Genomic DNA, 14,033 nt, shown 5'->3' with positions numbered 1-14,033 from the left:
TGCCGCCGTGACGCTGGTGCTCGTGCGCCCTCGCTCGCGGTGGCTGCGTCTCGCGGCGGCCGCCGTGGTCGTGGTCGCGGTGGCCGCCTCGATCGCACGGATGCTGTTGAGCGGGCCGCTCGCATCGATGACCACGCCCGGGGCGTGGGCGATCGCCGCCTGCGACATCGGGCAGGGCGATGCGGTGCTCGTCCGATCGGAATCGCAGACCGCCCTCGTCGACACGGGACCGGATGCCGACGCCCTCGCCGACTGCCTCGCGCAGACCGGCATCGACCGCATCGACCTGCTCGTGCTGACCCATTTCGACCTCGACCACGTGGGAGCGGCGAGCACGCTCACCGGCCGGGTCGGCACCGTGCTGCACGGACCCGTCGCCGAACCGGACGATCAGCGGATCCTCGATGAGCTGCAGGCCGGTGGCGCTGTTCTGCGCGATGGATCGGCGGGCACGCACGGGTCGCTGGGATCGGCGGAGTGGCGCGTGGTCTGGCCGCCGCCGGACTCGGCGGCCTTCCCCAGCGGCAACGACGCGAGCATCGTCGTCGACATCGCCGGTGGGGAAGTGCCCCGGATGCTCATGCTCGGCGACCTCTCGGCTGCTCCGCAGCGTCAGCTGCTCTCGAGCGGCCGTGTTCGCGGAGAGTACGCGGTGGTCAAGGTCGCGCATCACGGCAGCCGTGATCAGGAGCCGGCGCTGTACGCGCAGATCGCCGCACCGGCGGCGCTGGTCAGCGTGGGGGCGGACAACGACTACGGGCATCCGCGCACGGAGACGCTGGCGCTCCTCGAGGCCGCGGGTTCTCGCGCGCTGCGCACCGATCAGCGCGGCCTCGTGCTGCTCGGCCAGCAGGACGGCCGGCTCGTGGTGTGGACCGAGCGCCAGGAGTGAAGGTCGGCACCCGCCGGTAGGCTGAGAGCATGGCAGCTCCTCGTTCTTCGGCACGCAGCACGGCCGCGAAGGGCGCCAAGGTTCCGCAGGTCTCCTGGCGTGAGCCGCGTCCGGCGCCGATCGTGCTCGTGTCCGGCCCCGAGGAGGTGCTCGCCGAGCGCGCGATCGCCGGCGTGCGCGACTACCTGCGCGCCGAGGATCCGGCGCTCGAGGTCAGCGACATCCGTGCCGACGACTACGCCGCGGGCACCCTGCTCACGCTCACGTCGCCGTCGCTGTTCGGCGAGCCCCGGCTCGTGCGCGTGGCGGGCGTCGAGAAGTGCACCGACGCGTTCCTGCAGGAGGCCGTGCGCTACCTCGAGGCGCCGCAGGACGGCGCGACCGTGATCCTGCGGCACACCGGTGCCACGGTGCGCGGCAAGAAGCTGCTCGACGCCGTGCGCGCGGGCACCGGCGGTGGCATCGAGATCCCGTGCGCCGCCGTGAAGCGCGACTCCGACCGCGTCGACTTCGCCGCAGGCGAGTTCAAGGCGGTGAAGAAGCGCATCCAGCCCACCGCTCTGCGCGCGCTCGTCTCGGCGTTCGCCGACGATCTCACCGAGCTGGCGGCCGCCTGCCAGCAGCTGATCGGTGACGTCGAGGGCGACATCACCGACGACATCGTCACGAAGTACTACGGCGGCCGGGTCGAGGTGTCGGCGTTCGTCGTCGCCGACACGGCCATCGCCGGTCGCTACGGCGACGCCCTCGTCGCGCTGCGCCACGCCCTGGCATCCGGAGCCGACCCCGTGCCGATGGTCGCGGCCTTCGCCATGAAGCTGCGCACCATGGCGCGCGTCGCCGGCCGCCGCGAGCCCAGCCGCCAGCTCGCGCAGCAGCTCGGCATGAAGGACTGGCAGGTCGACCGCGCGCGGAAGGATCTGGCCGGGTGGAACGAGCGCTCCCTCGGCATGGCCATCCAGGCCACCGCCCGTGCCGACGCCGAGGTGAAGGGCGCCGCACGCGACCCGATCTTCGCGCTCGAGCGCATGGTGACCGTCGTCGCCACCCGCGACGCGTTCGCTTCCTGATACAGCAGAAGGCCCGCCCCGCGAACGGGACGGGCCTTCGAAGCATTGGGCCTATCTGGGCCCCTGAGCCTGCCGAAGGGTCAGAGAGCGGCGACCTTCTTGGCGATGGCCGACTTGCGGTTCTTCGCCTGGTTCTTGTGCACGACACCCTTGCTGACGGCCTTGTCGAGCTTCACGGACGCGAGCTTGAGGGCGCCCTCTGCGGCCTCCTTGTCGCCGGAGGCGACGGCCTCGCGGGTCTTGCGGACCAGCGTCTTCAGCTCGCTCTTGACGGCGCGGTTGCGCTCCTGAGCCTTCAGGTTGGTCTTGTTGCGCTTGATCTGCGACTTGATGTTTGCCACGTGTGGACACTTTCTGTCTGGATGGATTCGGTGTGCTGCCGACGGTAGAGGGACGCCGCGCAGCGGTCGTGAGGGACGAACCCACACGCAAGCCAAGAGTCAATGCTACCAGCACTGACCCGGTGGTGCAGAATCAGGACCATGATGTCGACGCCACCGCAGCGGGTCGGGGCGCGATGGATGACTCTGTTCACCCTCGCGTGGCTCGCCATCTGGATGGTGCAGCTGACGCCGGTGCAGTACCTGCTGCCGCTGCAGCTCGACCAGAGCGACGAGAACTGGACTGCCGGCGTGGTGTCGGCCGGCATCGTCCTCGGCGTCGGCGGGCTGGCCGGCGTCGTCGCGGCGCCCGCGATCGGTGCCGTCTCCGACCGGTCGCGCTCACCCTGGGGCAGACGTCGTCCCTGGGCGGTGGCGGGCGTCTGGCTCGCCGCGGTCTGCCTCGCCCTGACCGGCCTCGCACAGGGAGCGTGGGCGGTGGGCGCATGCTGGGTCGGGGTGTCGGTCGGGGTGGCGGTGGCATCCGCCGCCTTCACCGCTCTGATCGCCGACCAGCTGCCCCCGCACCAGCGCGGAGCCGCGTCCTCCGCGATCGGATCGAGCCAGGCCGTCAGCATCGTGATCGGCGTCGGGCTGATGGTGCTGCTGGGGCTGAGTATCGCCGCCGAATACCTTCTGCTGGCCGGCATCGTCGCTGTGTTCGGGACCGCGGCCGCGCTGCTGCTGCCGGACCCGCCCCCTGGTCCTGCAGAGCCCTCAGCCAGGGACCGCGTCAGGTTCGATTCCCTGCGCGATCGCGACTTCGGGTGGATGCTCGGCGGCCGCCTCATCGCGAACGTCGGCAACGCGCTCGGCACGGCGCTGCTCTTCTTCTACCTGCGGCACGGGCTCGGCCAGCCGAAGGGCGAAGCCGACGACAACCTGCTGCTGCTGATCGTGATCTACACCGTGTTCGTCGTCATCGCCTCCGTGATCGCCGGCATCGTGTCGGATCGCACCGGACGCCGTCGCGGGCTGACCGCTCTGTCGGCGATGGTGCAGGCGCTGTCGGGCGTCCTGCTCGTCGTCGCGCCGAGCTTCGAGACGACCCTGTTCGCCGCCGCGCTGATGGGACTCGGCTACGGCGGGTTCTCGACGGTGGGGCTCGCCTTCGCGACCGATCTGCTGCCCGACGAGCGCGATCACGCCCGCGACCTCGGCATCGTCAACGTCGCCGCCGCGCTCGGCCAGCTGAGCGGTCCGCTGCTGGGTGCGCTCTTCGTCGTGCTCTCCGGCGGGTTCTGGCTGGTGTTCCTCATGGCGGCCGTGCTCTCGGTCGCCGGCGGCGTCATGACCGGGATCGCACGACAGCGAGCGCCAGTCGCAGCACGGCGTTGAACACCGTCGGGCGCATCGCCGTCACCAGGTGCGTGGCGTGGGGTACGACGATCAGCTCGGCGTGCGGGGCGAGACGCTGGAACAGTGCCTCGTTCACCCGCAGCTGGTCGAACTGCCCGTTCACGAACCACAGCGGCACGCGGATGCGCGGAAGTGCGGCCTCGAGATCGAGCACCGCAAGGCTGCTCAACGCCGAGTCCTGCGCGTCGAAGGCGTACCCGCCGGCAGCGAAGTCGGCGCGGGTGTCGACCGGCAGGGTCGCGGCCAGCACCCGATCGGTGAGCCACTGACCTCGCCCGGGCAGCGTGTTCATCGCTCCGGCCAGCACGCGGTAGGCCCGCAGCGCCGTGCCGCGGGGAAGAGCCGTGCACGAGACCGCGACGACGCCCGCGACCGGCGGCGTGTCCTCGCCGCCGGCGTAGGCGAGAGAGAGCAGCCCGCCCATCGAATGACCCACGAGCAGCACGGGGCCGTGCTCGGCCGTGGCGCGCACCGCGGAATCGATCGTGTGCAGCGCCTCGTGCAGGGTGAAGTCCTCATCCATCCGCGTGCCGTGCGCGGGAAGGTCGACCGCGGTCGCCGGGACGCCGTTCTCGGCAAGCCAGGAGAGCTGCGAACGCCACATCGTCGCCGACGTGCGGATGCCGTGCACGAGGACGACCTGGACGCTCACCCCATCAGCATATGAAGAAAGCGGGGCCGGTGGATGAACCACCGGCCCCGCTCCTGCCGTGCTGTGCTTACTTCTCCCAGCCGACGTTCTCGACGGGCTGGATGCCGAAGCCGTCCAAGCCGACGTAGGGCTCGGGGGTGAGGTTGGCCAGGCCGGTCTTCACGGCCGAGATGGTAGGGCCGTTGTAGAGCGGGATCAGGCCCCAGCCCTTGAGCAGCTCGGGCTCGAGCTTCATCGCGGCGGCGATCTGGTCGTCGCCGTCCGTGATCTTCTCGACCTCGTGGATCTTCTCGTCGGTCTCGTCGCTCCAGACGCCCGAAAGGTTCAGGCCCTGGTCAGCGCCGTAGATCTGGAAGAAGTCACCGACACCGTAGGGGTCGGACGAGGTGAAGCGCAGGCTCGCGATGTCCCAGTTCTTGCCGTTGTAGTCCTCGGCGAACTTGTTGGAGGGACGCACATCGATCTTGACCTCGATGCCGATCTCCTTCTCGGACTTCTGCAGTGACTGAGCGAGAGCCGCCTGGGTCGGGTCGTCGCTGAAGATCGGGTACGTGACCGAGAGCTTCACGCCGTCCTTCTCGCGAATGCCGTCAGAGCCCTTCTCCCATCCGGCCTCGTCGAGGAGCTTGTTCGCGCCCTCCGGGTCGTGCTTCCAGCCCGCCTTCTCGAGCGAGTTGCTGTAGCCCGGCTGGAACGGGTACATCACGAAGGAGCCGGCGTCGGCCTCTTCGTAATCCAGGCCGTTCCACGCGATCTTCTTCTGCTGCTCGATGTTGACGGCCTTGAAGAAGGCCTCACGGACCTTGACGTCCTCGAACTGCGGCTTCTCTGCGTCGACCTCGAGCAGCGTGTTCGCCGTCTGCGTGGCGCGGTGGATCGTGATGTCCTTCATGTCGGACACCTGTGCGAGGCGGTCCTTGGTGTTCACGCCCACCTGGTCGATCTGACCGTTCTTGAAGGCGTTGATCGAGGCCTGAGAGTCCATGCCCTGGAAGGTCACCTTGTCGAGGAGCGGCTTGTCGCCCCACCACTCGGGGTTCGGCTTGAAGGAGATGAAGTCGGTGTTCGCGTCGAAGCTGTCGATCGTGAACGGACCTGCACCCCACTCGGCGTGCGGGTTGTCGATGAACGCCGTGTTGAACAGATCAGGCGTGTTGATCGCCGGGTGCAGCAGGATGGTGAAGGCCTTGGCGATCCACGGGTACTCTCCGTCGTAGGTGACGACGGCGGTCTTGGCGGTGTCGCCCATCTCGACGGACTTGACCTCCTTGTAGCCGCTGGTCGCGTTGGGCACGAAGCCGTCCTCGTCGGAGCGGTTCGCCTTCCACGTGGCGTCGATGGCGGTCCAGTCCATGTCGGTGCCGTCGTTCCAGTGGGCGTCCTTGTTGAACGTGAAGGTGATGACGGTGTTGCCGTCCTTCACCTCCGCCTTCCACTCGTCGAGGTACGCGTCGTTCTTGTACGGCGTGCCGTCGTCCTTGAACAGGATGAGCTGCGGCATGTACCAGGCGGCGACGCGCGCGGTGTCGGCGCTGGCGTCGCCGTTGAACTGGTTGAGCTGCTCGGGGATCTCGTTGATCGGGAAGTTGACGACGCCGCCCTCCTTGAGATTCTCACGAGGCTGCGGGTTGTAGTCCGCGAAATTAGTGGTGACCTTCTCGCCGCCGTTGTCGCCGCCGGTGGTCCCGGAATCGGCCGCGCACCCGCTCAGAGCGAGTGCGAAAGCGCCGGTGAGTGCCAGCGCTCCCATCAGCTTGTGCTGCTTCATGGTGCTCCTTTCGCCTTTCGGCGTGTCAATAAGGGAGGTTAGTTCGCGCTGCGAGAGGGGGACGCGGCCGCGAGTGAATCTCGACTAACTGTTATCGGACGGTGACCCGATGGCGTGCTCGGCCGGAGCGGACGCCATCTGCGGATCACACCGTGGCCGGCCGGGTGCTCATGGTCTCGGAATCGAAGACCACGCGCTGCCGGGTGCGCTCGATGTCGGGATCCGGTACGGGGATCGCCGACAGCAGCGCCTGCGTGTACGGGTGCCGGGGGTTCTCGAACACCTCGTCGACATCGCCGTGCTCGACGAACTCGCCGAGGTACATCACGGCCACGCGGTCGGCGATGTGGCGGACGACCGACAGGTCGTGCGCGACGAACAGGTACGACAGGCCCAGCTTGACCTTGAGCTCGTCAAGAAGGTTGATCACCCCCGCCTGGATCGACACGTCGAGCGCCGAGACCGGTTCGTCGAGCACGACGATCTTCGGGTTGGTCGACAGCGCGCGGGCGATGCCGATGCGCTGACGCTGCCCGCCGGAGAAGGCACCGGGGAAGCGGTCGCGGTGCGCAGGGTTCAGACCGACCAGGTCCATCAGCTCCTGGACGCGCGCCTGCGTCTCCTCCTTGGAGGTGCCGATGGCTCGCAGCGGTTCGGCGATGATGTCCGAGACCGTCATCCGAGGGTCGAGCGCGCCCATCGGGTCCTGGAACACGATCTGGATGTCGCGTCGCAGCTGACGCTCGACCTTCCGATCGTGCAGCTCGTTGACGCTGGTGCCGGCGATGATGATGTCGCCGTCGGCCTGCTTCTCGAAGTCCATGATCTGCAGGAGGGTGGTGGTCTTGCCGGAGCCCGACTCGCCGACGATGGCCATCGTCTCACCCTCGCGCACGTCGAAACTGATGCCCTTGACGGCGTGCACCTCGCCCACCTTGCGCTTGAACAGCGCGCCCTTGAGCAGCGGGAAGGTCTTGACCATGTTGCGCACCTCGAGCGTGACGGGACGCTCCTCGCGCGGCCTGCGGGTCAGCTCGCTCTCGGGGATGACCGGCGGCGGATACACCGGCAGACCGCCGATGAGCCCGTCCGAGTCGATCTGATCGGCGCGGATGCACGCGGCGAGATGCGATGGGTCGCCATCGACCGGCGCGAGATCAGGCTCGCGAGTCAGGCACGCCTCCACCGCGATCGGGCAGCGGGACGCGAACGGGCAGGCATCCGGCAGATCGATCAGCAGCGGTGGATTGCCCTTGATCGGGATCAACGGCTGCTTCTCGGCCTTGTCGACTCGAGGGATGGCCCCGAGCAGGCCGATCGAGTACGGCATCCGGGTGTTGTGGAACAGCTCGTGCGCACCGGCATGCTCGACGGGTTTGCCCGCATACATCACCATGACGTCGTCCGCGGTGCGCGCGACCACGCCCATGTCGTGCGTGATCATGATCACTGCGGCGCCGGTCTCGTCCTGCGCCTTCTCGATCAGGTCGAGGATCTGCGCCTGGATGGTCACGTCCAGGGCGGTGGTCGGCTCGTCGCAGATGATCAGGCGCGGGTTGTTGGCCATCGCGATGGCGATCACGACTCGCTGACGCATACCGCCCGAGAACTCGTGCGGGAACGACCTCATCCGACGCTCGGGGCTGCTGATGCCCACCACGGTGAGCAGCTCGAGTGACCGGTCCCAGGCCTCCTGCTTGGAGAGCCCGCGGTGCACGGTCAGCGCCTCGATCAGCTGGTCGCCGACGGTGAAGACGGGCGTCAGCGAGGTGAGCGGGTCCTGGAAGACCATCGCCATGCCGTTGCCGCGGATCATCGACATCTGCTTGTCGCTCTTGCCGAGCAGCTCCTGGCCCTCGAACTGGATGGAGCCGGTCACCTTCGCGTTCTCGTCGAGCAGGCCCATGATCGCCAGCGACGTGACGGACTTGCCCGACCCGGACTCGCCCACGATGCCGAGCGTCTTGCCGGCCTCGAGGTCGAAGGAGACGCCGCGGACGGCGTCGACGCGGCCGGCCTCGGAGGCGAAGCTGACCTTGAGGTCGCGGACGGAGAGGACGGTCTTCGAGGTGGGGATGCTCATGCGCGGCCTCCTGCCGCCGAGGTGGGATCGAGGGCGTCGCGCAGGCCGTCGGCGACGAGGGCCATGGACACGGTGAGAAGCGTCAGGGCGAGCGCCGGGAAGTAGAACAGCCACGGGGCGCTCGTGACACTCGCGGCACCGGTGCCGATCAGGGAGCCGAGCGAGACGTCGGGCAGCTTCACGCCGAAGCCGATGAACGACAGACCGGTCTCGGTCATCACCGCCCCCACCACGCCCAGAGTGAAGTTGATCACCAGGAGCGAGCCGATGTTCGGGATGAGGTGGCGCAGCACGATGCGCATGCCGGGCACGCCCATGTAGCGTGCGGCGTCGATGTACTCGCGCTCACGCAGCGACAGTGCCAGCGTCCAGATGACGCGGGCGGGGAAGAACCAGCTGACGAAGATCATCGCGAGGGAGATCACGCGCCAGTCGCCGCCTGCGCTGTTGGAGATCAGCGACAGGATCAGGAACGTCGGCACCACCATGAGGAAGTGGATGAGGAGCAGGGTGAACTGCTCGATGCGACCGCGGAAGTACGCCGCCGCCGTGCCGACGATGGCCGAGAGGGCGGTCACGCCGACGGAGACCGTGACGGCGATCATCAGCGAGCGCTGCAGACCGACCGCGGTCTGCGTCCAGGTGTCGTTGCCGCCGGTGCTGGTGCCGAACCAGTGCTCCGCCGAGGGGCCGGTGCTGAGGTTCAGGAAGTCCTGGTCGTCGATCGCGTACGGCGACGTGAGCGGTACGACGATGGAGTAGATCACCATCAGGATGAAGATGATCACCCCGGCCACGGCCGGCTTGTTGCGCATGAACCGACGCGTGTACAGCGTCCACTTGCTGAGCTGCTTGGCGGAGATCCGCTCGGCAGTCGTGTCAGGACCGACGGGCGGCTGAACCTCGGGGTCGATCATTTCGGTGCTCATGTCAGCTCACCCTCACTCGCGGGTCGAGGACCACGACGGCGATGTCCGCGAGCAGTGCGCCGATGGCTGTCAGCACGGCGCCGAAGGCGGCGACGGCGACCACGCCGTGCACGTCGTTTCCGTTGATGGTGGTCAGGAAGTAGCGGCCCATGCCCTGCCAGGCGAAGATCGTCTCGGTCAGGATGGCGCCGGTGAAGATCGCCGGGATGGAGAAGGCGACCTGGGTGGCCACCGGGATGAGCGAGGTGCGCAGCGCGTGCCGGCGGATCGCCTGCTGCTTGGTGAGGCCCTTCGCGCGCGCCGTGCGGACGTAGTCGGCGGAGATGTTGTCCAGCAGCAGCGTGCGCTGCAGGAAGTGATACTGCGCGTAGCCGATGATGACCAGGGCGATCGTCGGCAGGATCAGATGCTGCAGTGCGTCGATGATGACCGGGAAGAACCCGGTCACACCTTCTGACGAGGACCCCGTCACGTAGAAGACGCGGGTGCCGACCCAGTTGTTGAAGTTGATGGCGAGGATCACCACCGCGAGGCCGGCGACGATGATGTTCACGTTCATCGTGACGATCGAGATGCCCTGCCAGATCCGGTCGCCCAGCTTGTACTGGCGGGATGCCGTGTAGACGCCGATCCAGATGCCGAGCAGCGTGGCGATGATCGTCGCGCCGAGAACCAGCTCGGCGCTCACCCACATCCGGAACCCGACCTGCTCGTTCACCGATCCGCCCGTGGGGCTCATGCCCCAGTCCCAGCGCAGGATGATGCCCGTGAGCCAGGTCCACCACCGCTCGATCAGCGGGACGCTCGCGTCGAGGTTGCGCGGTTGGAGCAGATTCTCGATCTGCTCCGCGTTGAGGGGCGGCTTGCGGCCGACGTAGTTGCTTCGCGGATCGAGGAATGACCAGGCAAGGAAGTAGGTGACATTCGTCGCGACCACGATCATGAGCAGCCAGCCGAGTGTCCGGCGCACGAGATACTTGATCAAAGTGGAGGGTCTTTCTCTTCTACAGCCGTGCCCGGGATCTCCGACGCGACGCTGAGTCGGGATGACGTTCTGGGTCATTCCACTTCAAGCCTACGTCGACACCGGCAGGACGGCCGTGACGGAGTCGTATAGCCGACGGGATCCAGTCTCACCGGATCGCCTCGGGCAACTTCGCGAGACTATCACCGGTGCGCAGGAATGGGGGATTGAGCCTGCGGAACGTAGACTTGTCAGAACCCTCTCGGACGCACCAAGGACCACATGTCACCCCGCGCTCTCACCCCGCTGTCTCCGGCAGCGACGCCCGCCACGCAGATCCGCAACTTCTGCATCATCGCCCACATCGATCATGGCAAGTCGACGCTGGCCGATCGGATGCTGCAGGTCACCGGCTCGGTGGCGGATCGCGACATGCGCGCCCAGTACCTCGACCGCATGGACATCGAGCGCGAGCGCGGCATCACGATCAAGAGCCAGGCGGTGCGGATGCCCTGGGCCCTTCGACAGGCTCAGGGACCCAGCGAAGAGGTCTTCGCGCTCAACATGATCGACACCCCGGGACACGTGGACTTCACCTACGAGGTGTCCCGCTCCCTCGCCGCCTGCGAGGGAGCGATCCTGCTCGTCGACGCCGCGCAGGGCATCGAGGCGCAGACCCTCGCCAACCTGTACCTGGCGCTCGAGAACGACCTGCACATCATCCCCGTGCTCAACAAGATCGACCTTCCGGCCGCCGACCCCGAGAAGTTCGCGAAGGAGCTCGCCGACCTGATCGGCGGCAGGCCCGAGGACGTGCTGCGCGTCTCGGGCAAGACGGGCGTCGGCGTCGAGGAGCTGCTGGACCGCATCGTGCGGGACATCCCTGCTCCGGTCGGCGATCCGGATGCCCCGGCGCGCGCGATGATCTTCGACTCGGTGTACGACTCGTACCGCGGCGTCGTGACCTACGTGCGCATGGTCGACGGCAAGCTGAACCCGCGCGAGCGCATCCAGATGATGTCGACCAGGGCGATGCACGATCTGCTCGAGATCGGGGTGTCCAGCCCCGAGCCGATCCCGTCGAAGGGACTCGGCGTCGGCGAGGTCGGCTACCTCATCACCGGAGTGAAGGACGTGCGCCAGTCGAAGGTGGGCGACACGGTCACCACCGCCCGGGGAGCCGCCACCGAGGCGCTCGCCGGCTACACCGACCCGAAGCCGATGGTTTTCTCGGGCGTCTACCCGATCGACGGCAGCGACTACGCCGAGCTGCGTGAGGCGCTCGACAAGCTCAAGCTGTCGGACGCGTCGCTGCAGTACGAGCCCGAGACCTCCGTCGCGCTCGGCTTCGGCTTCCGCTGCGGGTTCCTCGGGCTGCTGCACCTCGAGATCATCACCGAACGGCTCTCGCGGGAGTTCGGACTCGACCTCATCACCACCGCTCCCAGCGTGATCTACGAAGTCATCACCGACACCGGCGAGACGGTCATCGTCACCAACCCGAGCGAGTACCCCGACGGCCGTGTCGCCTCGGTGTCGGAGCCCATGGTGAAGACCGCGATCCTGCTGCCGAAGGACTACGTCGGCACGGTCATGGAACTCTGCCAGTCGCGACGCGGCGCGCTGCTGGGCATGGAGTACTTCTCCGAGGAGCGCGTCGAGCTGCGCTACCGCATGCCGCTCGGCGAGATCGTGTTCGACTTCTTCGACCAGCTGAAGTCCAAGACGCAGGGCTACGCGAGCCTGGACTACGAGCCGGACGGACAGCAGGAGGGCGACCTGGTCAAGGTCGACGTGCTGCTGCAGGGCGACAAGGTCGACGCGTTCAGCGCGATCGTGCACCGCGAGAAGGCGTACGCCTACGGCACGATGATGGCCGAGCGCCTGCGCAAGCTCATCCCTCGCCAGAACTTCGAGGTGCCCATCCAGGCGGCGATCGGCGCGCGCATCATCGCGCGCGAGACCATCCGCGCCCTCCGCAAGGACGTGCTCGCCAAGTGCTACGGCGGTGACATCAGCCGCAAGCGCAAGCTGCTCGAGAAGCAGAAGGAGGGCAAGAAGCGCATGAAGATGGTCGGTCGCGTCGAGGTGCCCCAGGAGGCGTTCATCGCCGCGCTCTCGGGTGACGTCGAGGGCAAGGAAAAGAAGTAGGTCGCTCTGGACGCGGTGTCGTTCGGAGACTGTTCAGACAGGTCGCTTAGGCTGGAGATCATGCGTCGGGGGACTTTCCGAGAAGGCACGGTGGACTATGCCGCGGTGGGTGCGACCCACGCACCCGATCTCATGCAGTACCCGCCCGAGCGCAGTATTCCGGCCGAGGCATCCTGGCGTCTCGGCAGCGGCGAAGACCGCTTCCGCACCGCCGGTGAATCGCTGCTGTCGTGGACGGCGCAGCGCGCCGCGGGACTCGAGCTGCGCGATGTGCGTCCGGCGGCCGGCTCCGCCTACACCGGGGTCAGCTTCGACGCCGAGGGCGCGCCCATCGCGCCGAACCGCACCCAGGTCGAACAGCGTTTCGCCGCCGACGGGATGCCGTTCGTCGCGCCGGGGATGACCCTGCAGCTGCACGGCCGTGTCAAGGGCATGAGAGCGGATGCCGAACTGCGCGTGATCTCGGTGACGGAAGAGCGTCGCCGCATCGGCTTCGTGCTCGGCACCGTCGGCGGCTCGGTGGTGAGCGGTGAGGAGTCGTTCGACATCGAATGGCGCGAGGACACCGACGAGGTGTGGTTCACCGTGCGGGCGTTCGATGCTCCGGTGGCCCTGCTGTACCGGCTTCCCGGCATGGTGCGTCGTCGCCGGCGCGAGCTGTTCGCCCTCTACCTGCGCGCCATCTCGCCGTTGTACGCGACCCCGATCTGATGGTGCGCGCACTCTGATGGCACACGCACTCTGATGGCACGGACGCTCTGATGGCTGGGCCTCTTCCGCTGGGGGATCCGGCGCCGGCCGACGGCCGCCTGCCCGTTGACATCGCCGTCGACCCCTCGGTGCCGTTCTCGGCCTACCTGCACGTGCCGTTCTGCCGCGTGCGCTGCGGGTACTGCGACTTCAACACGTACACCGCGACCGAGCTGCGCGGAGCCAAGCAGGACGAGTACGCCGACACGCTGATCCGCGAGATCGCGCTCTCGGCCGCGGTGCTCGGCGAAGCCGGCGGCATCCGGCCTCTCGACACGGTCTTCTTCGGCGGCGGCACGCCGACCCTGCTGCCCGCCGGCGACCTGGCGCGGATGCTCAGCGCGGTGACGTCGGCATTCGGCATCCGGGACGGCGCCGAGGTGAGTGTCGAGGCCAACCCCGACACCGTGACACCCGAGGTGGTGCGGACGCTGGTGGATGCCGGGGTGACCCGCCTCTCCGTCGGAATGCAGTCCGCCGTGCCGCACGTGCTGGCGGCGCTCGACCGCACTCACCGCCCGGAGAACGTCCGCACGGCGGTCGACGCCGCGCGCGATGCCGGCCTCGACGTGAGCGTCGACCTCATCTACGGCGCACCGGGGGAGTCGCTGGACGACTGGGAGCAGTCCCTCGACGCGGCCATCGGCCTCGAGCCCGATCACATCTCGGCCTACGCGCTCATCATCGAGGACGGCACCAAGCTCGCCAGGCAGATACGCCGAGGCGAGGTGCAGGCGCCCGACGACGATCTGCAGGCCGACATGTACGAGTCCGCCGATCGGCGGCTCGGAGCTGCGGGCTTCGAGTGGTACGAGGTGAGCAACTGGGCGCGTCCTTCGACAGGCTCAGGAACCCAGGAGTCAAGGGATCACCGCTCGCGGCACAACATGGCGTACTGGCGCGGCTCGGACTGGTGGGGCTTCGGGCCCGGCGCGCACAGCCACGTCGCGGGCCTGCGCTGGTGGAACGTCAAGCATCCGGCCGCGTACGCGCAGCGGCTCGCCCTCGGCGAGTCGCCCGCAGCGGGCCGCGAGC

The 14,033-nt window shown here is 67.9% G+C and carries 12 protein-coding genes; 6 read left to right on the top strand and 6 right to left on the bottom strand.

The annotated features are described in order from the left end of the window. Both RT309_RS08975 and holA read left to right on the top strand, forming a co-directional pair. Positions 1 to 892: MBL fold metallo-hydrolase (locus tag RT309_RS08975; protein WP_313356531.1), on the top strand; the 892-nt coding region annotated here is incomplete at its 5' end. 29 nt (positions 893 to 921) lie between these two features. After that, entirely contained in the window at positions 922 to 1,962 is a 1,041-nt protein-coding gene (gene holA, locus RT309_RS08970) for a DNA polymerase III subunit delta (RefSeq protein WP_313356530.1), read from the top strand. Between the two features lie 80 nt (positions 1,963 to 2,042). Here the strand turns inward: holA and rpsT are convergent, their stop codons facing one another. Then, positions 2,043 to 2,303 (bottom strand): 30S ribosomal protein S20, encoded by a 261-nt coding sequence (rpsT, locus tag RT309_RS08965; protein WP_313356529.1) that lies wholly within the window; start codon positions 2,301 to 2,303, stop codon positions 2,043 to 2,045. Positions 2,304 to 2,405: 102 nt separating this feature from the next. Here rpsT and RT309_RS08960 point away from each other — a divergent pair, with 102 nt between their 5' ends. Further along, positions 2,406 to 3,680 carry an MFS transporter gene (locus tag RT309_RS08960; RefSeq protein WP_396654439.1) on the top strand — a complete coding sequence of 425 codons (1,275 nt, stop codon included), beginning with the start codon at positions 2,406 to 2,408 and terminating at the stop codon, positions 3,678 to 3,680. Here the strand turns inward: RT309_RS08960 and RT309_RS08955 are convergent. From RT309_RS08955 to RT309_RS08935, 5 genes are all read right to left on the bottom strand, one after another. Then, entirely contained in the window at positions 3,631 to 4,353 is a 723-nt protein-coding gene (locus RT309_RS08955) for an alpha/beta hydrolase (RefSeq protein ID WP_313356527.1), read from the bottom strand. The genes RT309_RS08960 and RT309_RS08955 overlap by 50 nt on opposite strands. 67 nt (positions 4,354 to 4,420) lie before the next feature. After that, positions 4,421 to 6,121, bottom strand: a complete 1,701-nt coding sequence (locus RT309_RS08950; RefSeq protein ID WP_313356526.1) for an ABC transporter family substrate-binding protein — start codon at positions 6,119 to 6,121, stop codon at positions 4,421 to 4,423. A 145-nt stretch (positions 6,122 to 6,266) separates the two neighbouring features. Continuing rightward, positions 6,267 to 8,204, bottom strand: a complete 1,938-nt coding sequence (locus tag RT309_RS08945) for an ABC transporter ATP-binding protein (protein ID WP_313356525.1) — start codon at positions 8,202 to 8,204, stop codon at positions 6,267 to 6,269. Further along, complete coding sequence (locus tag RT309_RS08940) at positions 8,201 to 9,133, bottom strand: ABC transporter permease (RefSeq protein ID WP_313356524.1); 933 nt, start codon at positions 9,131 to 9,133, stop codon at positions 8,201 to 8,203. The genes RT309_RS08945 and RT309_RS08940 overlap by 4 nt, the downstream gene beginning before the upstream one ends. A 1-nt stretch (position 9,134) precedes the next feature. Next, entirely contained in the window at positions 9,135 to 10,118 is a 984-nt protein-coding gene (locus RT309_RS08935; protein ID WP_313356523.1) for an ABC transporter permease, read from the bottom strand. 261 nt (positions 10,119 to 10,379) lie between these two features. Between RT309_RS08935 and lepA the strand changes: the two genes are divergently transcribed. From lepA to hemW, 3 genes are all read left to right on the top strand, one after another. Next, positions 10,380 to 12,248, top strand: a complete 1,869-nt coding sequence (gene lepA, locus RT309_RS08930) for a translation elongation factor 4 (protein WP_313356522.1) — start codon at positions 10,380 to 10,382, stop codon at positions 12,246 to 12,248. Between the two features lie 60 nt (positions 12,249 to 12,308). Continuing rightward, positions 12,309 to 12,959, top strand: coding sequence for a DUF1990 family protein (locus RT309_RS08925; RefSeq protein ID WP_313356521.1), 651 nt, complete (start codon positions 12,309 to 12,311; stop codon positions 12,957 to 12,959). Between the two features lie 50 nt (positions 12,960 to 13,009). Continuing rightward, a partial coding sequence (hemW, locus tag RT309_RS08920; RefSeq protein ID WP_313356520.1) for a radical SAM family heme chaperone HemW occupies positions 13,010 to 14,033 on the top strand: 1,024 nt, incomplete at its 3' end.

It is taken from the genome of Microbacterium sp. (assembly GCF_032084865.1).
Lineage (GTDB): Bacteria > Actinomycetota > Actinomycetes > Actinomycetales > Microbacteriaceae > Microbacterium.
The sequence above is the reverse complement of the archived record's forward strand: the minus strand, read 5'-3'. Positions and strand labels throughout refer to the sequence as shown.